Source organism: Monoglobus pectinilyticus, from assembly GCF_002874775.1.
Lineage (GTDB): Bacteria > Bacillota > Clostridia > Monoglobales > Monoglobaceae > Monoglobus > Monoglobus pectinilyticus.
Window position 1 is genome coordinate 409,565 of sequence record NZ_CP020991.1, and the last position, 25,981, is coordinate 435,545.

At 35.5% G+C, this 25,981-nt stretch carries 24 protein-coding genes; 8 read left to right on the forward strand and 16 right to left on the reverse strand.

Features of this window, described 5'->3' with window-relative positions; genetic code table 11:
- The first annotated feature begins 66 nt into the window (after window positions 1-66).
- On the forward strand, window positions 67-285 hold the full coding sequence (locus tag B9O19_RS01825) for an alpha/beta-type small acid-soluble spore protein (RefSeq protein ID WP_102364841.1): 219 nt from the start codon (window positions 67-69) through the stop codon (window positions 283-285).
- Window positions 286-450: 165 nt separating this feature from the next.
- Here the strand turns inward: B9O19_RS01825 and B9O19_RS01830 are convergent, their stop codons facing one another.
- The 9 genes from B9O19_RS01830 to B9O19_RS01870 form a co-directional block, all read right to left on the reverse strand.
- A complete protein-coding gene (locus tag B9O19_RS01830; RefSeq protein WP_102364842.1) occupies window positions 451-681 on the reverse strand; it encodes a hypothetical protein in 231 nt (76 codons plus the stop codon).
- Between the two features lie 32 nt (window positions 682-713).
- Window positions 714-1,997 (reverse strand): methionine gamma-lyase family protein, encoded by a 1,284-nt coding sequence (locus B9O19_RS01835; RefSeq protein WP_102364843.1) that lies wholly within the window; start codon window positions 1,995-1,997, stop codon window positions 714-716.
- Complete coding sequence (locus tag B9O19_RS01840) at window positions 1,987-2,430, reverse strand: ACT domain-containing protein (protein WP_102364844.1); 444 nt, start codon at window positions 2,428-2,430, stop codon at window positions 1,987-1,989. Before B9O19_RS01840 ends, B9O19_RS01835 begins: the two co-directional genes overlap by 11 nt.
- Before the next feature lie 35 nt (window positions 2,431-2,465).
- The gene (locus tag B9O19_RS01845; RefSeq protein WP_102364845.1) at window positions 2,466-3,047 is read right to left on the reverse strand and encodes an indolepyruvate oxidoreductase subunit beta; all 582 of its coding nucleotides are present in this window, start codon (window positions 3,045-3,047) and stop codon (window positions 2,466-2,468) included.
- 12 nt (window positions 3,048-3,059) lie between these two features.
- Window positions 3,060-4,790, reverse strand: a complete 1,731-nt coding sequence (gene iorA / locus B9O19_RS01850) for an indolepyruvate ferredoxin oxidoreductase subunit alpha (protein ID WP_102364846.1) — start codon at window positions 4,788-4,790, stop codon at window positions 3,060-3,062.
- A 46-nt stretch (window positions 4,791-4,836) separates the two neighbouring features.
- Complete coding sequence (locus B9O19_RS01855; protein WP_102364847.1) at window positions 4,837-6,147, reverse strand: phenylacetate--CoA ligase family protein; 1,311 nt, start codon at window positions 6,145-6,147, stop codon at window positions 4,837-4,839.
- Window positions 6,147-7,625: a sodium:solute symporter family transporter gene (locus tag B9O19_RS01860; protein WP_102364848.1), complete on the reverse strand. Its 1,479-nt coding sequence runs from the start codon at window positions 7,623-7,625 to the stop codon at window positions 6,147-6,149. The genes B9O19_RS01855 and B9O19_RS01860 overlap by 1 nt, the downstream gene beginning before the upstream one ends.
- Before the next feature lie 184 nt (window positions 7,626-7,809).
- Window positions 7,810-8,271: a sporulation protein YtxC gene (ytxC, locus tag B9O19_RS01865; RefSeq protein ID WP_102364849.1), complete on the reverse strand. Its 462-nt coding sequence runs from the start codon at window positions 8,269-8,271 to the stop codon at window positions 7,810-7,812.
- Entirely contained in the window at window positions 8,268-8,972 is a 705-nt protein-coding gene (locus B9O19_RS01870; RefSeq protein WP_102364850.1) for a DUF6873 family GME fold protein, read from the reverse strand. Before B9O19_RS01870 ends, ytxC begins: the two co-directional genes overlap by 4 nt.
- A gap of 73 nt (window positions 8,973-9,045) precedes the next feature.
- Between B9O19_RS01870 and B9O19_RS11600 the strand changes: the two genes are divergently transcribed.
- Window positions 9,046-9,210, forward strand: a complete 165-nt coding sequence (locus B9O19_RS11600) for a hypothetical protein (protein ID WP_158648884.1) — start codon at window positions 9,046-9,048, stop codon at window positions 9,208-9,210.
- Between the two features lie 15 nt (window positions 9,211-9,225).
- Here the strand turns inward: B9O19_RS11600 and B9O19_RS01875 are convergent, their stop codons facing one another.
- Window positions 9,226-10,419: a M20 metallopeptidase family protein gene (locus tag B9O19_RS01875; RefSeq protein ID WP_102364851.1), complete on the reverse strand. Its 1,194-nt coding sequence runs from the start codon at window positions 10,417-10,419 to the stop codon at window positions 9,226-9,228.
- A gap of 25 nt (window positions 10,420-10,444) precedes the next feature.
- The gene (locus B9O19_RS01880) at window positions 10,445-11,032 is read right to left on the reverse strand and encodes a toprim domain-containing protein (RefSeq protein ID WP_102364852.1); all 588 of its coding nucleotides are present in this window, start codon (window positions 11,030-11,032) and stop codon (window positions 10,445-10,447) included.
- Window positions 11,033-11,143: 111 nt separating this feature from the next.
- Between B9O19_RS01880 and rlmD the strand changes: the two genes are divergently transcribed.
- Complete coding sequence (gene rlmD, locus B9O19_RS01885) at window positions 11,144-12,481, forward strand: 23S rRNA (uracil(1939)-C(5))-methyltransferase RlmD (protein ID WP_102364853.1); 1,338 nt, start codon at window positions 11,144-11,146, stop codon at window positions 12,479-12,481.
- Window positions 12,482-12,672: 191 nt separating this feature from the next.
- Window positions 12,673-13,779: a GGDEF domain-containing protein gene (locus B9O19_RS01890; protein ID WP_102364854.1), complete on the forward strand. Its 1,107-nt coding sequence runs from the start codon at window positions 12,673-12,675 to the stop codon at window positions 13,777-13,779.
- A 384-nt stretch (window positions 13,780-14,163) separates the two neighbouring features.
- Here B9O19_RS01890 and B9O19_RS01895 read toward each other — a convergent pair whose 3' ends face one another.
- A complete protein-coding gene (locus tag B9O19_RS01895) occupies window positions 14,164-15,159 on the reverse strand; it encodes an SPL family radical SAM protein (protein WP_102364855.1) in 996 nt (331 codons plus the stop codon).
- Window positions 15,160-15,453: 294 nt separating this feature from the next.
- Here B9O19_RS01895 and B9O19_RS01900 point away from each other — a divergent pair, with 294 nt between their 5' ends.
- The 4 genes from B9O19_RS01900 (at window position 15,454) to B9O19_RS01915 (ending at window position 20,774) form a co-directional block, all read left to right on the forward strand.
- Window positions 15,454-16,353 carry an NAD(P)/FAD-dependent oxidoreductase gene (locus B9O19_RS01900; protein WP_102364856.1) on the forward strand — a complete coding sequence of 300 codons (900 nt, stop codon included), beginning with the start codon at window positions 15,454-15,456 and terminating at the stop codon, window positions 16,351-16,353.
- Window positions 16,354-16,441: 88 nt separating this feature from the next.
- Entirely contained in the window at window positions 16,442-19,033 is a 2,592-nt protein-coding gene (locus B9O19_RS01905) for a copper amine oxidase N-terminal domain-containing protein (RefSeq protein WP_102364857.1), read from the forward strand.
- Window positions 19,034-19,037: 4 nt separating this feature from the next.
- Window positions 19,038-19,679, forward strand: coding sequence for a CPBP family intramembrane glutamic endopeptidase (locus B9O19_RS01910; RefSeq protein WP_158648885.1), 642 nt, complete (start codon window positions 19,038-19,040; stop codon window positions 19,677-19,679).
- A gap of 576 nt (window positions 19,680-20,255) precedes the next feature.
- On the forward strand, window positions 20,256-20,774 hold the full coding sequence (locus B9O19_RS01915) for a hypothetical protein (protein ID WP_102364859.1): 519 nt from the start codon (window positions 20,256-20,258) through the stop codon (window positions 20,772-20,774).
- A 48-nt stretch (window positions 20,775-20,822) separates the two neighbouring features.
- Here the strand turns inward: B9O19_RS01915 and B9O19_RS01920 are convergent, their stop codons facing one another.
- The 4 genes from B9O19_RS01920 to B9O19_RS01935 all read right to left on the reverse strand — a co-directional run bounded on the left by B9O19_RS01920 (window position 20,823) and on the right by B9O19_RS01935 (window position 25,964).
- Window positions 20,823-21,596, reverse strand: a complete 774-nt coding sequence (locus tag B9O19_RS01920) for a hypothetical protein (protein ID WP_102364860.1) — start codon at window positions 21,594-21,596, stop codon at window positions 20,823-20,825.
- A gap of 235 nt (window positions 21,597-21,831) precedes the next feature.
- The gene (locus tag B9O19_RS01925; RefSeq protein ID WP_102364861.1) at window positions 21,832-22,245 is read right to left on the reverse strand and encodes a DUF1893 domain-containing protein; all 414 of its coding nucleotides are present in this window, start codon (window positions 22,243-22,245) and stop codon (window positions 21,832-21,834) included.
- Complete coding sequence (locus B9O19_RS01930) at window positions 22,238-22,792, reverse strand: ECF transporter S component (protein ID WP_102364862.1); 555 nt, start codon at window positions 22,790-22,792, stop codon at window positions 22,238-22,240. The genes B9O19_RS01925 and B9O19_RS01930 overlap by 8 nt, the downstream gene beginning before the upstream one ends.
- Before the next feature lie 67 nt (window positions 22,793-22,859).
- Complete coding sequence (locus B9O19_RS01935) at window positions 22,860-25,964, reverse strand: S-layer homology domain-containing protein (RefSeq protein WP_102364863.1); 3,105 nt, start codon at window positions 25,962-25,964, stop codon at window positions 22,860-22,862.
- Window positions 25,965-25,981: the final 17 nt, after the last annotated feature.

Consider the following 25,981-nt stretch of genomic DNA (forward strand, 5'->3'; position numbering starts at 1 on the left):
ATAATAAACAATAAATAATCACAAAATACTATTGCAACACAGAAAAAAATAAGGAGTGAAAACAAAATGTCAGATTCAAATAGCTCAAATAACTTGGTAGTTCCACAGGCAAAAGCTGCTATGGAACAGTTCAAGATGGAAGCAGCATCAGAAGTTGGTGTAACACTCAACAAGGGTTACAACGGAGATTTAACATCTAGACAGGCCGGAAGTATCGGTGGACAGATGGTTAAGAAGATGATTCAGAAGTATGAGCAGGATATCGCGAACAGCCAACAGGGCTAAGAAAACGGTAAATCCTATCTTTTGGAAATTTATTCAAACATCAGAAGAAGATAGCGTAAAATATAACTAGTTGGCGCAGTTTATTAGCTTTCCTGATTTATAATAAATTTTCAAAATAAGCGTCAAAGTTTAAGAGGAAGCCGAATCGGCTTCCTCTTTTGCTATCTAATTTTCATCGTGATGACTATGTCCGCAGCCGCAGCTATCTGATTTAACATGTTTTTTATATTGATGATCAGGTGTAATAATACTGTCTATTTTTATCTCCTGATAATCCTTTCCGCTCTCTATACACTTTCCACAGTTATCACACAGCTTCATAGGATTAAGGTCACAGTAATCACATTCACCGCAGCCGGTACAAATTCTGTCATACAGCACGCATTGTCTTCCCATCAGCTCACATCCTCTATTAAATAGATTTTAAATCAAACAAACTCGTCTGCTGCTTTTAATACGCCGATTTTTGCGCTGTCGTAGATTACTCCGCCCTGCATATAGGCAATATAAGGTTCACAAATCGGAGCGTCAGCTGACAATTCAATGGATGCGCCCTGAACAAATGCTCCGGCAGCCATTATAACAGGATTTTCATATCCCGGCATATCCCACGGCTCAGGTGTAACAAAACTATCAATAGGCGAGCCTTTCTGAATTGCCTGACAAAATTTAATAACATTATCCGGCGTTTTTAGTTTAACTGCCTGAATAATATCGCTTCTGGCAGAATTAACCTCCGGACATACTTCAAATCCCAGCTCTTTAAACATGGCAGCGCAAAGCACTGCTGTTTTTATGCTCTCAGAGACAATATGAGGAGCCATAAATAGACCCTGGAACATGTTTCTGTTCATGCCAAGACTGGCTCCAACATGTTTGCCAAGACCGGGAGCTGTCAAACGGTAACCTACTTTTCTTACACATTCAGCTGTGCCGGCAATATAACCGCCGCTTAACGCCAAACTTCCCCCTGCGTTTTTTATCAGCGAGCCAACAATCAAATCCGCACCAAATTCAGTCGGTTCCTTAGTTTCGACAAATATACCGTAACAATTATCAACAATACAAATTGTTTCCGGGCTAACATGCTTTACAGTTTTAATTATATTTCCGATTTCTTCAACGGTCAGCGAATCACGCCAATCATATCCCCGTGAACGCTGTATCAAGACAGCTTTGATTTTTTCAGATTTTAATAGTTCTATTATACTATCATAATCAATTTTGTTTTGATCAGTTAAATCAACCTGACGATATGAGACTCCATAATCTTTTAAAGATCCCATATCATCATAATCGCCTTCACGGATTCCTATTACCTCTTCCATTGTGTCATAAGGAGCGCCAACCACAGAAGCAAGAACATCTTCCGGTCTTAAAACCCCAAACAGACATGCCGAAATAGCCTGCGTTCCCGAAACAATATTGTGTCTTACCATTGCGTCTTTAGCACCTAGAATTTCGGCATAAACTTTATCAAGAGCGTCTCTGCCCATATCATCATATCCATATCCGGTTGTCTCCCCAAAGTGAGCATATGAAATACGGTTATTCTGAAAAGCTTTAAGAACTTTTGCCTGATTATATCCTGCGGTCTCTTCAATCTCCGCAAACCGCTCTTTAACTTTCTCATTTACTTTCTTATAGAGTTCGATAGTGGAGTCTTTTAATCCAAATTCTTCTTTCAAATATTCAAATGAGTTATTTTGCATAATCGAGATTGTTCACATCCTCTTTAGAGAGAACATTAACGCCATTCTCTCTTAAAACATTAATAGAAAGATCCAAATCGCTTGTTTTTAAAACGATAACCGCCTTGCTTGACTTTTCACCAATAAATGAATATATGTATTCAATACTAATATTCTTATCTTTTAAAAGCTCAATTACATTGCTGAAAGCACCAACGCTGTCTGAGATAGATATAGCGATTACATCAGATATATTTGCAGTCATATTATTGCCCCTTAAGACTTTTTCTGCATTTTCCTCATCATCAACAATCATTCTGAGTATTCCAAAATCTGTAGTATCGGCAATATTAATCGCCCTTATATCAACGGAATTTTCAGACAATATCTTTGTTATTTCAGCCAATCTTCCCGGACGGTTTTCCATAAATACAGAAATCTGTTTTACATACATTCCTATCTCCTCCTTTATAAAGTGTTATAATAATATTATATATTACGTCCCAAATCAAAAGCTTTTAAATTTACATCTATAACTTTCGCTGGAACTGTATTTTCAAGAGCAGACTTCCAAACGTCTTCGGGTATATCTGTCTGCTTTGACAAAACACCAATTAAAACGACATTAACAGTTTTTATATTGCCTGCTTCAAACGCTAATTTATCAGCATCTACTGATATAATATTAACTTCTTTTGATTTAATTTTTTCCACTATATCATTTGGATACTCTTTAGCGCCTATAATAACGGGCATTGGGTCGATATTCTGTGAATTACAGATTATCTTACCGCCTTTTTTCAAATATGGAAGATAGCGGTATGCTTCCAATTCCTCAAATGCCAGGATTATATCTGCGCCGCCTTTGTCGATAATAGGGGATTGAACTTTTTCACCAAACTTTACATAAGTTACAACGCTTCCGCCCCTTTGTGACATACCATGGACTTCAGACACTTTGACGTCATAACCCTCGCTCATTAACATGTTTCCCAGTATTCGGCTTGCAAGTAATGTTCCCTGCCCGCCTACTCCAACTATCATAATTGATAAGCCTTCACTTTTTTTCATAATTCAATCCTCCTATTCAATTGCGCCGAAACTGCACACATTTTGACATAATCCACATCCAACGCAAAGAGTTTTATCAATCTCTAAGTAATCGCCTCTATCCACAATTGCAGGACATCCAAGTTTCATACACATCTTGCATTTCTTACATTTCTCATTATTAATTTTTATCGGGCCGGGGAATTTTACTGATTTTAACAACGCGCACGGTCTCTGCACTATCACAAGAGACGGCTCGTCAGACGCAAGTTCCTCTTTTAAAACCTTTTCACACTGTTTTAAATCAAATGGGTCAATAATAGAAACTCGGTCAATCCCCACAGCTTTTCCAAGCAGTTCTAAATCAACCTGTTTCGTCTTTTCACCCTTTAGAGTTTTTCCCGTCGTTGGATTATCCTGATGACCAGTCATACCCGTAATAGAATTATCCAAAACTAAAACTGTGTTTATTCCCTTATTATACACTATTTCAACAAGACCGGTAATTCCGCTGTGAATAAATGTTGAATCACCCAAAACCGCAACCGTATTTTTTGCGAATTCTTCTCCTCGTGCTAAAGACATACCAAACGACATGCCGATACTTGCGCCCATACAAACCACTGAATGTATAGACTGAAGCGGCGCAACCGCTCCCAGAGTGTAACATCCTATATCACCGCAGACATTAACTCCCATTTTTTTAAGAACATAAAAGATTCCTCTATGCGGACAGCCGGGACAAAGCACAGGGGGGCGCATAGGAACCTCTTCGTCAACCGTATCAAATTCAGGACAGGCTTGACCTGAAATAAGTTCTTTAATCTGACGTGTAGAAAATTCATAGCACATCGGAAAGAGTTCTTTTCCTATTACCTTTACACCGATATTGTTACAATGTTCCTCTATAAATGGGTCAAGTTCCTCAACAACATATAAAGTATCAACATTCTTTGCAAACTCTTTTATTATGTTAACAGGCAATGGATAAACCATTCCCAATTTAAGTACGGAAACGGAATCTCCAAAAGCTTCTTTCACATAATTGTAGCACATACCGCTGGTAATAATACCGATTTTTTTGTCGCCGTACTCAATTCTATTAAGCGGTGTTGTTTCTGCGTACTCACGCAGTCTATTTATTCTATCTTCAACCTCGGGATGTTTTTTTATCGCATTGCCGGGCATCATAACATATTTTGCTATATCTGCAGTGTATGGTTTAACTTCAACTTCCTGTCTTTCAGACAGCTCAACAATACTTTGTGAATGTGAAACTCTTGTAGACAGTCTATATATAACAGGCGTATCAAAGTTCTCACTCATCTCGTAGGCGGCTTTTATAAACTCTTTGCACTCACTGCTGTCAGACGGCTCTATCATCGGAACTTTAGAGGCCTTAGCATAATTTCTGCTGTCCTGCTCATTTTGAGAAGAGTGCATACTCGGGTCGTCAGCGACGCCGATAACCAAACCACCGTTAACACCTGTATATGCCACTGTAAACAATGGGTCAGCTGCTACATTAAGGCCGACATGCTTCATGGCACAAAACGCTCTTGCACCGCCAACTGAAGCACCTATAGCAACTTCCAAAGCCACCTTTTCATTCGGTGACCACTCAGCATAAATTTCATCATACTTTGCCGCGTATTCTGATATTTCAGTACTCGGCGTTCCGGGATAAGCAGTTGAAACATGTACTCCATTCTCATAAAGTCCGCGTGCAACAGCCTCATTACCAAGCATAAGCTTTTTTTCCATAATATGTATCCTCCTTTAGAATCTAAACCCTATATGTAAGAACAAACTAATCCTGCTCTCTCAAATCAATAATTCTCTTTGCTTTTCCTGTCGTCCTCTCAATCGACTTAGGCTCAGCAAGTCTAAGCTTTGCTCGAAGCCCCAGTACACTGTGAAGACGTTCTTTCATTTCATTTTCTAATTTTTCTATCTCGGAAAATCTTTCAAGGAGCGAACCGTCAACCAATTCAACAACAATTTCAAGCGTATCAAGCATATTTTCTCTTCTCAAAATCAGCTGGTAATTCGGGCTCACCTGAGGAAACTCAAGAACAACGCTCTCAATTTCAGACGGGAACAGATTTACGCCTTTTATTTTGAGCATATCATCAGTTCTGCCCTGAATCGGAGCAAGTCTGTAAGACGTTCTGCCACAAGTGCATGGTTCAGGTATGATATACGAAATATCTCTGGTTCTATACCTCAGAACAGGCATAGCCTCTTTTGTTAAAGTTGTTATAACAACCTCACCGGATTCTCCGTAAGGGAGTACTTCTCCGGTTTTAGGGTCAATTATTTCAACGATAAACATATCCTCATTAATATGTTCACCGCACTTATATATACATTCACCCGAAACGCCCGGTCCCATAACTTCTGTTAAACCATAATTTGAAGTAACCAAAATACCCATTGAATCTTCCAGCTTCTCTCTCATCTTCTCGCTCATAGCTTCTGAGCCGAAAAATCCATATTTCAATTTAAAGTTATCTCTTGGTATTCCTTTTTCTTTTATCATCTCAGACAGATACATTGCATACGATGGTGTTGCAACAAGCGCAGTTGTTCCAAAATCCTGCATAAGCATCAACTGTTTCTGAGTGTTACCGCTGGACATAGGAACGATGGTTGCTCCAACCTTTTCAATACCGTAATGAAGTCCAAATCCGCCGGTAAACAATCCATATCCAAATGAAATCTGTACAACGTCGTTTTCATCAATACCGCCGGCCGTTACAATCCTGGCAATAGCCTCAGACCAAACTTCAATATCTCCTTTTGTATATCCGGCAACAACAGGTTTTCCGGTTGTCCCGGATGACGCATGAAGTCTTACAACATTCTTCATGGGCTCCGCAAACAATCCAAAAGGATAATTATCCCTCAAATCCTCCTTAGTAGTAAACGGCAAGTTTTTCAGATCTGAAAGAGACTTTATCATTTCAGGCTTAATTCCGCTTTCATCAAATCTTTTCTTATAAAACGGAACGTTTTCATACGCCTTGCAAGCCATATGCCGTAAACGCTCAAGCTGAATATCCTCAATTTTTTTCCTGTCTGAACAACACTCTATGTCCTTATTCCAAATCTTTATCATCAGTCAAAAATCCCCTTTATAAAATCATCCTTATATTTTGGTGTATATCTGCTCACAAGCGGAGTAATTATTATTGAAACTATCATAGCAACCATACCAAAAGTCGGTGCATACTGAGCATTAAAGCCGGACACAACCGCCGGGACAATAGAGGTCAAGAATCCTAGAACCATACCCGACCAGGCTCCGATACGCGTTATCTTCTTTGAATACAATCCCCACAAATACGGGCCTAAAAACGTTCCTGCCAATGTTCCCCATGAGAAAGACATAAGCGTGATAATCTCTTTTGGCTTAAACGCAGCGATTGCAAATGAAAGACCAACAAAAACCACACATAAAATACGCATTAGTCCAACTGTATCTTTCTCACTCATATCCGGAGCATATTTTCCCTTAACCAAATCTATAGCTATTGAACTGCTGGACGTCATAACCACTGACGAAAGTGTAGACATAGACGCTGAGAGTATAAGAACCAAAAGCACTCCCATCATAACAGCAGGCAGAGCTTTATTCAGCATCAATGGCATTACAGCGTCAAAACCTTCTGCCGGCACCTGGTTTCCAAGGAATAAACGAGCAAACGCACCAATAAAATATGCGCTGCCTCCTATTAACAAAGCAAACAAAGTCGATATAACAGCAGCCTGTTTGATTGATTTATTATCCTTAATCGTATAAAACTTATGTACCATCTGCGGCAATCCCCATGTACCTAAACTTGTTAAAACAAGCAGAGACAAGAGATTAAACCAGTTCTGACCACCGAACGGAGAAGTGAGATTAGAACCGTCCTTTGGAATTTGAGATAAGCTTTGCAGTCCATTTTTAAGGCCGTCAACCACATCGCTTGACAAAACAAAATAAACAACAAACACAATACCGATTATCATAATTATACCTTGAACAAAATCAGTCAGCACAGTAGCCACATATCCGCCAAGAGATAGATAAAGCGCTGTCAAAACAGCCATAATAACCATCCACCAAATATAGTCAACCGCAGGAAAAACCGCTGAAAACAAATAGCTGAGTCCCATATATACTGAAGCTGCATACGGGGTCAAGAAAACAAATATTATAAGTGCACAGAATATTTTCATTCCGTTGTCATTATATCTGGAACCAAAAAATTCAGGCATCGTCCTGCTTCCGAGTTTATGCGTCATAGCTCTTGTTCTCTTTGCAAGAACAAGCCAAGATAAAAGACATCCTATAACCGCATTTCCTATACCTATCCATACTGCTGAAATTCCAAGATTCCAACCATTCTTTCCTGCATATCCGATAAATATAACAGCTGAAAAAAAAGAAGTACCATAGGCAAAAGCTGAAAGCCATGGCCCGAGACCTCTTCCTCCAAGTAGAAAGCCGTCTACAGTCTTTGTATGCCTGATACTATATATTCCCATTCCAACCATCATACCAATATACAGTATGAGTATTAGAATATTAATCACTGTATCACTTGTCATATTTTTCTCCCCTCAAATTAATATATTAGTAAATATTATATCATCGTGCTATGGATAATGCAAGAAAAAAATAAAAAAATATGCAATAGTGTTACAAAATAAAACACATTGCATATTCTTGTTGAAAAATATAACTTTAAACAGTAATATAAAAGACGGAGAAATTAATCTCCGTCTAAAAAAGTTAATCCTTAAAATCGGTGATATCAAACAAAAAATTCATCACGTCTATAAAGTCCCTGTAATCTTTGTAGGCAAACATATCATAACCGCATTCTTCAACAAGTGTTTTCAGTTCAGCCCTATATGCCTTTAATCTAAAATTAACGAAACCATCTATGTTCATTTCATTGTTTCTCTCAAAAAAATCAGAAATTTTTCCTTTTATATAATTAAGATGTTCCAAACTGTACCGCCCGGTTATTATATCACACACGCTGTCATAAACCGCGTCACGCTCGTCCCCATCCATATCTCCAAAAACGTCATCTATACAACTGTATATAATCTTAGAACGGTATTTGGCTATAAGCCAATTTGCAATAAGTTCAGCTGTGTCACTGTCCAACTCACAGCTGTCAATTTTTAAACAGCTGAAGTCATCGCTTTGTTCCGTTTCCGGATCTGTTATCTCTGTAATATTCAATGGTCGTCACCTCCAAAAATGATGCTTCCAAAATCCTTTAATTGTCCATTACCTGCCTCAAAAAAATCTATTTCACATTCTTCTAAAAACTTAATAATTCTGTTGTCTGTAATTTTACCAGTAAACACCAAAGTATCTTCCACAAGACCGCTGGCGCCTCCAATAAAACCATACGGATATCCAGGCAGCAAAACATTTCCTTTTTCAACTGCCAAACACTCTATATTTAAGACATCAGATAAAACTGAATATATATTTGCATCCTCTGTGATTACAGCATATCTATCTGCGATACACAGATTACATTTTGCATATCCCTGTTTTGTATTAAGAATGGTATAACCATGGCTTTGATAGTATTCGATAATTTTGGGTTCTGTATACCGAATATTTGAAATAACATAATTTCCCACTCTTGCTACATTGTATGCCACATCAAGCGGATAAGTGTTTTCAGGCACCAAAGTACCGCACAACAGATTATCTATATTTTTGCTAAACTGCGCATAATAGTCATAGCATTCAGGAGCACAAACCGCAGTGTTTGAATTCAAAAAATGAATTTGTATATCCGGGTGTGTATTAAGCGGCGCAGAAATCGAAGTCAGGGGAAACGATTTAATCAAATTTTTTTGAGGAAATTTTCTCCTCAGTGCATTGATTATTTCTTCATCCATATTATTATCAACAATGATTGGCATATTATCAACTCCTGAAAAGAATTTCTGAATAATAAAGAATATATAGCTAAAAATATTATGGGGTGATTTTGTTGTGTCAAATATAAATTGTACTAATCCGGACTGCAAATTTATGTCAGATGGCAAATGTTGTCTTAACACTGTTCCAAAGGCAAGAGCAAGTAAAAATAAAACTGAGCAAAATAAGGCTGATATCAATTCAGACTGCCCTTATTTTATGGCAAATGATTCGATATAAGCCTTAATCTCAAATTTAATTTTCATTTAAGTATTGGGTAACATAATCAACTAAAATCTCGGCTCCATATTTAATGCAGCTATCAGAAGCCGCAAGCCTGCAGTTGTGCAAAGGATATTGTGCAGCTTTCTCCTCAGTGCAGCCGAGCCAAAACAGAGCGGAATCATTCACAGCACGCGTCAAATATGAAAAATCCTCTCCTCCCATGGTTGGGTATCCGCCAAAGAATATATTCTCAGGCTCGAGATACTTTTCCGCCGATTTTTTAAGTTGTTCTATAGTATTTTTGTCATTTATCAAAGGCGGGAAAAGTCTGTCGAATTTATACTCAAATTCCGCGCCGTATAATTCACATATTTGTTTTACAGTCAGACCAATTTTTTCTTCAAGCAAATCTCTGTCATAATCACTAAATGAACGTGCCGTGCCTTTTATATGAACAGAGTCCGGAATCACATTATAAGTACTTCCTCCGTTTATTGAACATACAGATACGACAACCGGATTTAAAGGATTAATAATTCTGCTGGGTATAGTTTGAAGAGCACATACAATTTCTGAAGATATCAATATAGGGTCAATACACTTATGAGGATCGGCAGCGTGTCCGCCTTTTCCTAATATTTTTATAGAAAACTCATCAGGACATGCATATGCGGCGCCAGGTTTAAATCTTACCTGCCCCACATTAAGACTTGGTTCTATATGAAGCGCTACACAAGAATTGACTTTTGGATTTTCCAGTATTCCGGAGTCTATCATAGGCTTAGCGCCGCCGCTGGTTTCTTCTCCGGGCTGAAACATCAACTTTACACAGCCTGAGAATTTATCTTTTAAATTATTTAAAACCTGTGCACAGCAAAGCAATATTGAAGTATGAATATCATGCCCGCAAGCGTGCATAACATTTTCTTTTTCGGAACTAAAAGGCAAACCTGAATCTTCATTTACCGGAAGAGCGTCTATATCGGCTCTGATTAAAACGGTTTTTGAATTATCTTCATGTTTTAATCCATTTATAATTCCAAGCACTCCGGTTCCGGCTAGACCTGACTGAAACTCTATGCCAAGTTCACTTAATGTCTCGCAAACCAAAGAAGACGTATTAAATTCATGAAAAGAAAGCTCGGGATTTCTATGGATAATATGACGCTTATTTATAGCTTCTGGAACAGCCTTTTCTACTTCAGATTTTATATACTCGTACATTTCATACCTCCGGCAGGCTTAATTATTATTTAATTTTATTTACCGCTTCCTTATACTTATCATATAAATCAGCCTTATTAATAAAGTCAATCATAGCGTTGGGAGACATGCGAACAGGCAAATTAAGCGATTCCAAAACCTGTCTCCGTTTTAATAAACTATCCGGCTTTCCCGACAATCCGTCACTGTATAATATTGACTTAGTCAGTTTAGAATTCATATCGACAGTCTCATATTTATCGACTGACATTTCTGATAATATTTTCGCCAGCACATCTTCACTTATTCCTTCAACACCTAAAAGACCTTCTTTTCCCGGCTTATCTTTTCTTTTCTCTTTACCGGCAACAGAAGGAATGTATGCATGCTTAACAACACCATCATTTCCAACGCATTGCTTGATATAATTTCTTATAACAAATCCTGCCCTGTCACTGTCGGTAAGAATTATTATACCGGTAGTTTTAGCTAGACTCACTATTGTATTTAAAAGTTTCTTTGATTTAAATATACCAAATCCGTTAGTAGAAATAATCGGTGCGTCACAAATCCGCTTTATCCGCTCTTTATCAAATTTTCCTTCAACAATTATAGTTTCTTTTATATGTAACATAATATTGATTATATTTTATTTTATTGCAAATGTCAATGGTTCTATTGACTTTAACGCAAAGTACGGTTAAAATAAAAAGACATAATTAAGACGAATAATAAGGGGATATATATGCAAAAAAATGATATCTATGAAATTGAAATAACAGGTATGACAGACGAGGGCGACGGAGTCGGCAGAATCAATGGATTTGCAGTATTTGTTCCATACACTATTATCGGTGAAACCGTCCGTATTATACTAATAAAAGTACTTAAAAACTATGCTGTAGGAAAATTGATCGAAGTTATTATCCCTTCAAAAAGCAGAACTAAATCAGCCTGTGCTGACTTTTATAAATGCGGCGGATGTAAACTATGGCACATGAGTTACGAAGAAGAACTTTTGTTCAAAAAGAAAAAAGTTTCCGACTGTCTGAAACGAATAGGCGGATTTGATAATATTAATATTGATGACGTTGTTCCTTCCAGCAAAATTTCAAGATACAGAAATAAATCTCAGTTTCCGGTAACCCCTGAAGGTATAGGTATGTATGCCGTGCACAGTCATCGTCTTATTGAAATGAATGATTGTCTAATCTCATCAGAAGTCAATAAACCAATATTGGAATCGGTAAATTATTGGATGAAAAAGTTTGGTATTGAAGCCTATGATGAGTTATCAGATTCAGGATTAATAAGAAATATCTATACAAGAACCGGAAAAAGCGGAACGCTTGTTTGTATTGTAACTAACGGCCAAACTCTGCCAAGAAAAAAAGAACTTATAGACGAGATTATAAACTGCGGCACAACCATATGCGGTATAGTTCAAAATATAAATATTGGCAAAACCAATGTACTGCTTGGCAAAGAAACCAAAACATTGTATGGAAACGCTGAGCTTACTGATAATATTTCCGATATTGAGTTTTCAATATCCCCATTGTCATTTTACCAAATTAATAAACCGCAAACCGAAAAATTATATAGTTTAGCTCGTGAATATGCAGACTTAAAAGGTCATGAAACAGTTCTTGACATGTACTGTGGAATCGGAACAATAGGTCAGTTTATGGCGCGTAGTGCCGGAAAAATAATCGGTGTTGAAGTCGTTCCGCAGGCAATTGAAGACGCCAAAGATAATGCAAAACATAATGGAATAGAAAACGCAGAGTATTACTGCGGAAAAGCTGAAAGCATAATAAAACAAATTGTAAACAGAGGAGCAAAACCGGATATAGCAATATTAGACCCACCCAGAAAAGGCTGTGACAAAAAGCTTCTTGACGTTTTATCCGATATAAAAAGCTTAAATAAGATAATTTATATTTCGTGCAAACCTTCAACATTAGCAAGAGATTTAAAATATCTCAACGATAAAGGTTTTGCACCACAAAAGATTACACCTGTTGACATGTTTCCTAGAACACCTCATATTGAGACAGTTGTGCTCTTAAACCGTAAATAATTTTTTAATAATATAAAAAACAAAAACTCTCTTTAAACCTTTAACACTATTAATATTAGCATATTTATTCGTGTAATTGAGAGAAAAATAACGCTTTAATACGATTACATGAAACAAAAATAAATATAGCTATAGTTACACTACAAAAACGATAATATTAAAAAATATATAAAAGGAGAGTCAAAAAGACCATGAATGACTCAATAAATGATTCAACAATTTATAAAAATAAATCTTTTATTAAAAACAAAAATATATATAGACTTTATAAAAATGAGATAAATAAACGTAATTATAAAATGTTATTATATGTCAGCGTAAGTCTATTACTTTTAGGATTTCTCTTTTTATTAGTTAATTGGATTTTTCATGTTTTTAATGATGGGACAAAATACATTTATATTTTCTGGATAAGTTTTTCTTGCCTATGTCTTGCTTGCTGTATCCTTTTAAATCAATGGTTTGTAAATCATGCAACTGCTATTTTATATATTTTTTTATCTGGTATAATGATGTCCATGATAATTTCAGGAACTTATTTTTATAGAGAAAACGCTTCTGCCATCATGATTGGATGTATTGCTAGTATGCCAATTCTTATTTTTGATGAATTATGGAGATTTTATTTATTTGATTTCTTTATTTGTATACTGTTTATAATATTCTCATTCATCACAAAGAGTTTTTCTATTTCAATTATTGACTGTGTTAATACACTAACATTTTGCTTTATATCTTGTATGATTGGAATGTATACTATACGTTTAAAGCTATACGATGTTAAATCAAAGTATCAAATGATGGAGCAATTGCAAACTGACCAGCTAACCGGTCTTATGAGCAGAAATGCTATAATTAAAGAAATAGAAAGTTATTATAAATCTGAAAACAGAACTTCCGGTGCATTGTTTATTATTGATATTGATCATTTTAAAAAAATCAATGACACATTTGGGCACCTTCAAGGAGATCATATATTAATAGAATTTGCTCAAATTATTCGAGAAAATTTCCGAGAATCAGATTATATGGCACGGTTGGGCGGAGATGAATTTTTAGTATTTGCAAAAGATATTGACAATATTGAGACAATAAAGGAAATTGCAGAAAGACTAAATCAAAAAGTCAGAAAAGAAATCACTTTGATGGAAAATCATATTTATTTGTCGGTAAGCACAGGTATAGTGTTAAGTAAAAGGTTTACAAACTTCGAAGAATTATATGTTCTGGCTGATAAAATGCTATATGAGGTAAAAGAAAAAAACAAAAACGGCTATAAAATTTATAATAATAATTAAATAATTATAGCAGATATGAGTAAAAAACATATATTGCTGTTATCTGTACCAGTAAATTAAATTATCCATAGAAATACATAATATACAAAAAACTAAATCTACATAGTTGACCTTATATAAGGAAACTGCATAAAAATTTTAAAATTTCAATGTTATATTAAATTAAAATATTTAACGCCTATATAAATACAGATAAAATACTTTAAATATCTATAAGTAAAATGTTTCTTTTAGTAAATATTGAATCTGTTAACATTTATCCAAAAATCCTTCAGTTTGACACTAAATTGATAGTTTATAATGAGACGATAAATATACAATTTAGTAAGCTGAGAACTGACGATTTACTATCGTCAGTTCTTGTTTATAACAAATTTGTTTTCATTAGCTTATATAAAGTATTTTCACATTTCCTAATATTCTTTTTATTTCGGAACGCAAAAACTCCTCCGCTTCTGCTCTTGCCTCCGGTCTGTAACAATATCTTCCTCTGCCGCGTCCTGTCATTAACTGCTTGTCATACAAATCCAACGCATTCGGAAAAGCCTCACTGTTAATGGCGCGGTGCACATATGAATATGTCATCATGATTATTTCTAAAAACATTTGTTTTTGCGCCTTCTCTGTCAAATCATCGCGCAGCTGTTCCAAAAGCTCTGTATACATCGCTTTCCAGCCGTCTACCAGCATTACCGGAGCAATTAACAGTCCACATGGATAACCGGCTTCACACATACGGTTTACTGCCTCTATTCTTTTTTCAAGACTGGAAGTTCCCAACTCAATACGGCTAATAAGTCTTTGCGGATTAACGCTCATACGGAAAATAACTTTTCCTTTATGAGGGAGGTCAAGCAGACTATCCACCATATGAAACTTGGTAGGAAACGTAAGACTTCCTGCCCCCTCTTCAGCAAAACGTGGAATAGTATATAAAAGATTATTTGTTATTGTATTTTCAAGAACTAAATCACTGTTGCTGCCTATTTCAAAGGTAAGCGGTATCTCACTGTTTTTACTCTTTTTTATAAGCCTATCCAGCATTTGTTCTCTATTAACAAACAGACGGAGGTAAGCGCACTTATTATAATTACAAACAAGATAACAATATAAGCACATTGCAGTGCAGCCTGATGAGGTATATGGAACTAGATAGTCTGACACTTTATGATTTTCAACATACTTATGAGTTTTCCTGGTTCCAACTATTAAGTTGCGTTTCATTTTACTAAATTCGGAATTCTCTTTTTCTCGCATTTCCTCTATAGAATTGTGGTTTTCTATTGGAATCCATGGTAAATCATAAAACTGTTCCTTTAATTGCTTTCCTAGCTCAAACGATAGACTTGCCGGTTCATAGTATACTGCGTCAAAATCCATAATATCCTTTCTGCTCTGATTATTCAGATATAATTCGTATTTTGATTATAGTATGCACCTCCTCTACATAATTATTTATATTGGTTTTTAAGAATTATAAATATCTATATTTTTTTAAAATTATTTTCAGATTTTGGATATAAATAAATATATTTTTTCTTTTACTTGTGTTATACTTTCTATATCACAATTTAAGCAGAAAATTTTATCTAATACGTTCAGTTTTATACGAACTTATATATTTTTAACATATATGTAAGACTATTAAAATTTTTATTTTAGGAGGAAAAATCTATGTATGATGTTATTATTATTGGAGCTGGACCAGCGGGAATCAGCGCAGGTATATACGCTGTCAGCAGAGGCCGAAAAACACTTATTCTTGAAAAAGAAGAAGTCGGCGGCGTTATCGGGAAAGTATCAACCGTTACACATTATTCAGGTATTATAGAACAAGAGACAGGCAAAACCTTTGCAGACCGTCTCAAGAAACAAGCTGTTCAATCAGGTGTAGAAATAAAATATGAAGAAGTTAAAAACGTTAAACTCACCGGAGATATAAAAATTGTATCAACTGATACAGCAGAATATCAGGCGCCAAAAATTATACTGGCAAATGGAACAACTCCAAGAAAGTTAGGTATACCCGGAGAAAGTGAATTAGCCGGTAAAGGTATAGGAACAAACGCCGCTATAGACGGTCCATCTTTCAGCGGTAAAAACATTTATGTAATCGGCGGAGCTGACGGCGCTGTTAAGGAAGCAATTTATTTAGCACAGTTTGCTAAAAGACTGACTATCATACACTTTGAAAATACTTTAGGCTGCATTGCCGAATTTAAAAACAAAATCAAACAGCTGCCCAATATTTCTGTCCTAACCAATTCAAGATTAAAAGCTGTATACGGAACTAATCAAATTGAAAAAATAGATATACTGTCGGAAAATGACAGTAAAATAACAACTATTGAAGATGAGGGTTGCGGAATATTTATATACGCAGGCTCAACACCAAACACAGAACTGTACAAAGAATTATCATTATCTGACGGCTATATTCCGGTGAATGAAAAGATGGAAACTTCTATTAACGGCGTTTATGCTGCCGGGGATATTTGCGTCAAACAAGTAAGACAGGCTGCAACAGCAGTTTCAGATGGAGCAATTGCCGGAATAAACGCTGCTATAATATGATTATAGACACTAACAATTCTTAAATGGAACCAAATTATACCTTTTGTCGTCTAAGCATATAAAAACAATGCATAGGGAGAGAAGGTAAATGAAAAAATTATTATTAACATTTATGGTTTTAACATTCTGTTTATCAAGTTGTATTATCGCATTTGCAGATAACAACATCAATACAGAATCCGGCAGTATTATTGAAGCCCCTGACCTAAGATTTACTCCGGCAGGCGGCGGAAAATTTATATATTGCAACAATGAAGAAGGTATAGGCCGGCACGTACTTGCAGATTCTTCAAATCCAAATCCGATCTATACCATGAACAACGAGAATCTTACACCGGACAGGTATTTAGTATATTTGACGCATATAAATTACACCTATTCAATCGATGAATATTACCAGCCAAACGGCATGGGATTTAATATTGAATTGGATATGGAAATAAAAGCTAAAGAAGATTCTGTACTAACGATTAACAATGCTGTATTTGAAACGCCAAAAATACGCCGCTATTACGATAATAACGGTGATATAAAAGTCGCTTTTTCTGACTGGGGAGCAATGAATGCATGTGCTTCATTGCTGGGAGAACCAATATATCAGCTTCATTCAAGCTCAGTATTTAAACCCAGTTCTTATAAACCTGTCACGGTACATATAAAAAAAGGCGAAACAGTTTGGCTGAGCCAATATGTAAATAACTATGCTTCAACTGCTTTTATGGAACCGGTTTTTATGGCTGCAGATATGCAGCTTGTCAGCGGAAAACTTGATATGAACGTTGTAAAACTAAAATCTAATGATAAAATCGGTGACCGAAGCTACTTTAATGGCGAAGGCGTCGCCTTTGGCTCATATCAGCGAGACCGCTGCCAAAAAGGAATAGCCGACACACTTCCCGAGGTCAACACTGAGCTTAAATATACAATAGATGATTCCGTTGAAACAGGAACAAATCTGCCTGTTAAAATTTATAATCAATACGTAGATGGTGAAGCTGTTGATATATGGTGTACTAATCTCAATCCACAGGATGATATTTGGTCTAAGTACATTGCCGCAGAATCGGATATTTTAACATTTAAATATTACGATCCTTCAAAACTTAGCTACTATGGAAAAAGCGTCCCTGCATCAAAACGCGACGCAGTATGGGTCTTTGACACAAAACATAGCGATACGAGTTCCTATTTAAGTGAAACAGGATTATCTCGGGACAACTACAGCCCCAATTTCATCTTAGACCCCGGCAGAGATAACTACGGTATTGGATGCAGTATAGGTAATTATGGAGTTACAACAAAATATAACTTAAAAGTAACAAATGCTGGAAATCGAACAAGGTATTTTAATTATAACCTGCTTACCAGCGGTAATGTTATTGCATACGCAAGGGATAAAAACGGAAAACTTATAGATGAAGTTCACTCAAAAGGTATAACAGATGAGCAAACCACAGATACAATGGCATGCGTAGAACTTCCTCCTAATCAAACTACTCAGTTTTCAATAGAAGTTATACTGCCTGTTAACTATCTCGCCGGACTAAAAAATTCATTTACTATAACCGATACAAAAAGCGAGTTCGATTTGAAAACTGAGAAAAAAGCTCCTGCTCCGGATTATGTTACAATACTCAGCGATTATATGGACGAATATAATAATGCCAACGATTACACAAAAGAATTCTTTGCCGGAAATCTTAACAATTTTGAAGTCACCGAAACTGATTATGGCTATATGCTGCGCTGGTGCGCCTGGGATGACCAACCGGGGTATCAAGCAAGATTCTTTAGTTTGATGAGCTATATATATTTTCTTGACAAAGACTTTAATATGGCCGGCTCGCAAAAATTTTCCACATTTCCTGCAGAATGCAGCGCCGGAAACGGGAAAATGGTAGTAAAAACCATTGACGGAACAAAAAAATTTACTACTGACGGAGTAAATTGGGCAAGTGTATATTGGAGTGAAGATACAAATTTCGAAGATGTCATTTTAGTTAAACTAAATGGAGAATATTTAAAATTTGATCAACTTCCTATTATTGAAAATGACAGAACTTTGGTTCCGATGAGATTTATATTTGAAAAACTCGGTATGACGGTTGAATGGGACGATTTAACTCAGACTGCCTCAGCAAAGAAAATAAACGGCAAAAACAACTCATTTGAAATAAAATTTACAATTGGAAGCGATACTGCTTTTGTAAACGGAACTGTACAAACAATGGACGTTGGACCAAAAATACTTGGCGACCGAACTTTGATTCCACTGAGGTTTCTTAGTGAAAATTTAGGTTATATTGTAGATTGGGAAGAGATTTCTCAAACGGTTACTATATCTGAAATGCCGGTTCTTCCTAATGTAACACAAAAATATTATGTCATCTACCGCGAGGGATACCGCGACGGCAGGATTGAAGTTTCGTTCTTTGATACGTCAGACGGCTCTGTACCTGAACTTGTATGGGACAGAGAAAGCGGAAATTTGGAGCTTAGCGACAACACAAAATACTCAAACGATTCAAAATGGTATTTAGATAAAAATACATGGCAGTCTTTTGAAGGCGGTTACGAAAGACCAAGCAACAATGCTTTACAGATTTTAAGGTCAAATATAAAAATCGTTGCTAAAGACACTATAGATTCTGATGTTAATAATAACAGATCAGAGGAGTAAAATCATGAAAAAGAGAAGCCTTGATGTTAAAACAATAGTTTTTTCTTATTTGATATTTTTAGCGGGATGGATAATATGGTCCAAAACAAATAAATTAATATCAATAAATGAATATATTGACTGGGGCATCGGGCTTCTTGTTCATATTATTTGGTGGCCTTTATTTGCAATCGTTTTAATAAAACGTTATAATGATAATTTAACTGTATCTCTAGAAGAAATGCTGTTCACAAAACCCAAGCTTAAACTGCTTATTCCCCTTTTGGCTTTTGCACTCGTTTATAATATTGGCGTATACTTTCTTGACAGTGATGGTTTTAGATTAGAAATGAAAGTATATGACTTTATTGTAACTGTATTAACTGTTGGCTTTTTTGAAGAAATTGTATTCAGAGGGTGGTTTCAAAATGCAATCTCTCGCTTTACCGGCAACAGAATTGGAAATTTGTTAGCTTCGTTTCTTTTCCTGTTCATACACTATCCTTCTTGGATATCACATGGTTATGGAATTATTGCAATTATTACAAACAGCATCATTTTATACGGACTGAGTTTATTATTTGGATGGACTTTCAGAAAAAACCGCTCAATTTGGCCCGGCGTTATATTTCATTCATTTTGGGACTTGCTGTCTTTCATAATGTGATCATCTATTTAAATAAAATGTGTGTTTATCTGTTCATTAAAAAAACAATCAACTACAATTATAAAACATATTAAATATTCGGTTTTGTTATCCTGAAAATATACTTTCAGGATATTTTTTTGTTAAAATTACTATGTATTATAACCGATTCCTATTTTTCTTAACTCATGTTATTCTATTGTTTAATAAATAAAAAATATTTAAAAACACTGTTTCCTTTTATATTGTTACTTTGCTTTTATATCCTTTTTAGCAAATTTATTTAATTACTATTATTTTTCTTTAAGAAATAAGAGTTAATTATATATTGATTTATAACTTTACTACTTAAATAATAAATATGCTATATCAAATTTCTGTCAGATAATATATTTCAATTTCATAATCTTTTATAATTTATTTAACCTATATGTAATCAACAAATTTATAAATTTCACATTAATGTCGAAAGAAACATAATATAAATAAAAAATAATTATATCTAGGATTAAGATTGAAAGGGGCATACTCATAGTAAAAATATTTAAAGCCATAAAATCACTTCTTGATAACTTTTGTATTGTTAACAAATGTCTTATGCTTATAATGCTGATTTTACTTCTTCAATCGGCCTACAATATTTTTCTCGATGAACCGGCTTATCAAGAAGAAAATACTATAGATGTAATAGTGAGAACTTCGCAGGCAGCTATTTTCGGATACTTTCTAAGCGCCAATTTTGCAAACAGAAACATTAAAAAAAATAACAATAATACAAAAAATAATAGAATTAAAAATGAAAATATAAATTCAAAAAACAGTTTAAAAACAGTTGAAAATTCTATAGGTTTCACAACCGGGGCCGATAATAATAATGATTATAAATTGGGAAATATAGATATAGAAAATGAAGATGAGCAAAGTTCCGACTTAGATTGCAGCAAACATCAAATTATAATAGTAACATTAATTTGTGTGTCTTGTTTAATTATACTGCTTACTTTCAGAGATTTCTGCGAGGTTACACCGAGAGTAGCATCAAAAGTATCTCAACTTAGAGACTTTGTCTCTGCCGGCGTCGGATTTTTAGTAAGCTGCGGCAAAAATAAAAGCTAAAAAACTCTGAGAAGTAATACTTCTCAGAGTTTTAATTTGTCTTACTTATTAATCACCGTAAATTCCAGCTCTGTCATTTACTACATAGTATCTTAAATCTTCTTCTGTCAGCCTCAGTCTTCCATATATGTCACCAACTATATACCCCTTGTTGACAAGTTTAGTAATAGTTGCTCTTGCCCACTCCGGCATATTGCCGTCTATATAATCATAATATGTAACCTGTTCTGCACCTGAAACCGCAGTATCTTTTGGTATATCATATGTTGGAGCTTTAGTTGTGGTAGGTCTTTGATATTCAGCAATGCTCATTCCGTCAAGCCAAATATTCACCGCTTTGTTTTCGCTGACAAAATACATTGTAGCACCCAAAGCAGTTAAATCACCAACATATATGAATGTATATCCGGATATACCGGCGAAACTCTGCATTTGATACTCATAATCATTAGCGTAAACCTTAACATCTGAAGTATAGACATCACATTGTTTTGTTCCTAAAAGATTTGTAGCCGGAAGATAAACCGGTATAGGATTAGGATAAACTTTGTCATAATTTCTGAAAATTCTCAAAGTACGGTTAGCAGAATCCCAAAGAACATCAAAACCATACTTGTCCAAATCCTCAACTGCAACCATAGGATAACCGTTCACTATCCAAGATGGAATAGCATAATGATTAACATACGTAATAATATCAGTATAATCGGCTTCACCAACATATTCTCCCGGTTTTTGTATAGAACTATACGCATATGCAGGCATTGCCAGCGCACTTAAAATAAATGTAACAGCAACACATAATGCAGCTAACTTCTTCAAAATAAACACTCTCCTTATTTGGAATTAATAAAATCCCGGCATTTACATATAAATCTCAGGAAGACACTGATATCTTAAATTAATCTATATAATTTGTTATATAATATATGACGACTAATTTTAGGAAAAGTTTCATATTTATAAAAACTTGCCATAAAAAATATTATATCAAAAAAACAAATAATTGCAAGCCTTTTTTAGTAACTTTATAAATATTGATATAAATTAATATAAATTATTTCCGCAATTCCTCTACTGTTCTTAAAATTGCTTTATATGCGCTGTCAGGATTATCCATTCCCATGACAGCTTTTTCCATAGGACATATATCATTACCCGACCTATTAATTATCGTATCAGCACTCTCACCAAACTGATATGATATACCATGTTTTTTTAATACGTCTTCTCCGCCTTTGCTTAACACGCAGGCATACACTTCTTTTACACCTGCGAGCACAAACAGCATAGCCGCGGCTCTTCCTACTATTCTGTCAGCTGCCGAATATTCGGAAAAATCAGTGCCTTTACTAATAAATTCCAGCATAGGTCTAATCCCGGAATAACTGCTCTTTAATACATTTTTACCATCACATAAAACACATGTTAAAGATTCATCGCTCAACAATATTTCTTTAGCTTTATTCATTTTCACCACGCTTATTGTACCAGAATATAAACAACGGTATAATTGACCACTGTAAAATAAGTCCCGGTAATCCCTGAACTATGCTTGACAAAATAACTGACGACGACACTGCCTGTATATTAAAAATATAAAATGAGGCAAGTATTGCAGCTGCTCTAACTCCTCTGCCAAAAAACTGTGCGATAATTACTTTCAAAATAACCGGAAGTTTTACGTCCTTTAAAGCGCCTGCCGCAAAACCATATACCAAAAGTTCTACCATCATAAACGGAAGCATTGCTGAAGCCGGCATTCCCGTTAGAGCAAAACTTATAAGCGGACTAAACAACCCGGCAATAATTCCAACTACCGGACCCGCAATAAGCGCGGCTATCAAAATCGGCAAGTGCATAGGTAAAAATGACTGTCCAAGCGCTGGACCTGTTCCGGAAACAATTCCTACAGAATGAAATACCTGCGGAAGAACAACGGCAGCAATTACTGCCAAAACTGTTGCGGCTGTCTTTTTTCTGATAACTTTTTTATCTAATACATCTGAATTCAACATAATATTCCTCCTCACTTATAATCTAATTATACTATATAAATTTCAATTCTTCAATACCAATCTTTAATTAATTCCTAATAACCAACACTGTATTAGCAATTCCATATCTCATCTGAACAAATACGGAGCCGCCTTGTTCAATATCAGAATTATCACCTTTTATAAGAACTTTTGTTCGGCGGTCATACACATATACACTTCCGTTGAGCGGAATAGTTCTTAAATAACCCTGAATTGTATTCCCCATAAGCAAAATCTTATCGGAAAACTTTTTATCAACTATGCCTAAAGATGTGTATAGCTCACTATAAAACAATTCTTCACTCAGAGCCCCATAGTCTGCTAGATTTTTTTCATAATAATCATTATTGTAAATCTGTTCTTTTGTAAGCAATATCCGGAAAGCAGCACATTTTCCATCACGTTCGGAATATTGAAGAACCTCACCCGTACTAAATGGATTTACACCATTTTTTGTATCCCGGTTAACGTATCCGTCAATCCATCCGTTAGTCCTGTCTGTGGCTCCGTCATTATCAAACAGTAATTCTTTCTCTTCGCCTCCGGAAAACATTTTCAGACTTAAACATTTATCACCCTCATCATTTACATATGTTCCCGAATTTATAATAACTCCAACTGGACTATAGTTATATATATCAGCGTCGTCCGTGCCCAAAGTTATTACTGCGGCCCCCACCTTATACTCATCATTTAAATCAAACAGCTGTACATTATACGCGGTATCGCTGAGCAATCTGCTTAAATCAGACACTTCATATTTTGCTATCTCGGATTTATCATTTGGCACAACAAACACTTGCGTTTCCGAACTCAATTGGTACTTTGACGCAAATATATTTAAAGTATCATAAAATTTCGCTGAATCAGATACATAGTTCCTTGTAAACAGCTCAGTATTAACTTCACCGAACAAATCAACAGCAGTATCAAGAACAGCTATAGTGCCGTCACCCTTCAATGAAAATTTAACTAGTTGTGGAGACAGATTAAAAAAGCTTTTAACAGAAGAAACTGAGCCGTTAAGCGACGACTTTGACGTTGCCTTTATTTCTTCGGCTTTGCCGCTTTCTGTAATAATCTGAAGAGTAGCCGTATTACCAAAAACATCATTTAACTCTGAGACTGACTTTAAATATCCATATCGTTCGCCGCTCACCGCTCCTCTGCAATCCACGATGTTTCCATTTATGTCCAAATATACAGTTACTGTATCTGAACTTATATCAATCGTCCGATTAGTATCAAGGAAGTAATTTGAAAGCTTATACGTCTTATCTCCTATTGTATATTCCTGCTCAGAACTATTTATATTCGTGACTGTTCCAGTATCAGTATCGACTGATATTCTTATATCAGCAATTTTACCGTCTTCACTTTTGGCTATACACACAACCTCATTTTTATTTATCTTGTATTCAGGAGTATAAAGAACTTTTTCATTGTCATATTTTAGTATTACCGTATCTGCCTCATCAAGATTAAAATTAACCGCACCCTTATACTTATCCGTAAGCACTCCGCCCAGCTTTGAAGAATCTGATGCTATATATGTATCATAGTCATACACCATTATATAATCCGCATAACTGCTTCCGACGTTATTAGAAATAACTTTTAGATATCCGCATTTAATATCTATATTGTCAATAAGTCCAACCCTGGTTTGATATTTATAATTATATATTACTTTTGTATTAGTTCCGACAGCTATCCGCTTTTCTCTGCCGTCATCACCATTATAACATAAATATCCATCATCTAAACGATCATAACTATTGTAATCAATTTCTGTAATCTTAGTGTTTTTATCCTGTTCAACATACAAGGCTGTATAGTCATTCTCATCTTTATCATACTTCACATAAGCCGTAACCATTATGCCCAAATATTGAAGCATATCATAATCCCCGGTTTTGTATGACTGATTATTAAGCTCAAACCTTCCATCTTTTGCGGCTCCCTCTGCAAACACACTTGCGTACCCAACATCGGTTATTTCCCCTCGGCGCTCATAAATGCCGTGATATCTGTTTAATATAGTTGAACCGTCATATTCATATCTGTTTTGACCATCTCCAAAAGAAGTTTGATATATCAATTCAACATCCAAAGCATTGTCCATTAATATAGCAGCGTCGCCTCGGGATAAACTATCCTCATTTTTCAGGTCTTCAATTTCCTTCAATAATTTTAAACGTGACGCCTCGCGCATATATCCTGACGGGTAACCACCATTTTGATTTGCAACAGCCGTATAACCCAAAGAAGAAACCATAATTTTTACCGCTTCCTGAAGCGATATATTAAGCTCAGGATTAAAATTACCGTTTTCATCCCCGTTTACTATACCAAGACTGTAGAGTGCATATATTGAGCCTGCTCCCCAGTAATCAGCGGTTACATCATTAAAAACCTGCTTTAGAGACGCCGGATTATATACAGAATTTAAATCCAGGAGCTTAGCCATCATCGCTGAAAACTCAGCCCTTGTTATATCACCGCTCGGTTTAAACTCCGAATTACTATAACCGTTTATCAACCCAAGATTTTTTAGTTTAGCTGTTGAATTATAATATTTTGTTGACACACAGTCTGCAAAACCAACTTCGTCAGTATTATGTTCTTTTAACTCAATACTTTCTATACAAGGCGACCATGGCGTACCGCCGATATTTCCAAATATAATCTTTATAAATTTAGCTTCCGCAGGCAGTTTCTTTAAACTGTAATGCACGGTTATCCACTTACTTGGCTCCGTATCATCAACAGTGATGATTGGATTAAACGATGTCCAATTTTCTCCGTCTGCAGAACTTTCAAACGTGAAATGTGAAAGTTCCTCATTGGGTGAAAATGCAGTGTTAAAAACAAAATAACCATTGGGTTCCACCGCGTATTCCAGCCATTCGGCATCGGAAGTCACCCTTATGATATGTGTATCATCACCGCTGAAAGCATACTTGTTTTCATCTGTAACCACATCAAGTGATAAACCTTCACTATAGGCAACAACTTTAGAAAAATCAGCACAGTCATCGTATACATTTCGTTCAGTATTTATATCAACATCTGAACTTTCTGCAAAAACTCCCTGAACACTCACGGCACAAATAATAATAGATAATATAATTGATAATAATTTTTTCATATGTAAACTCCAAATTA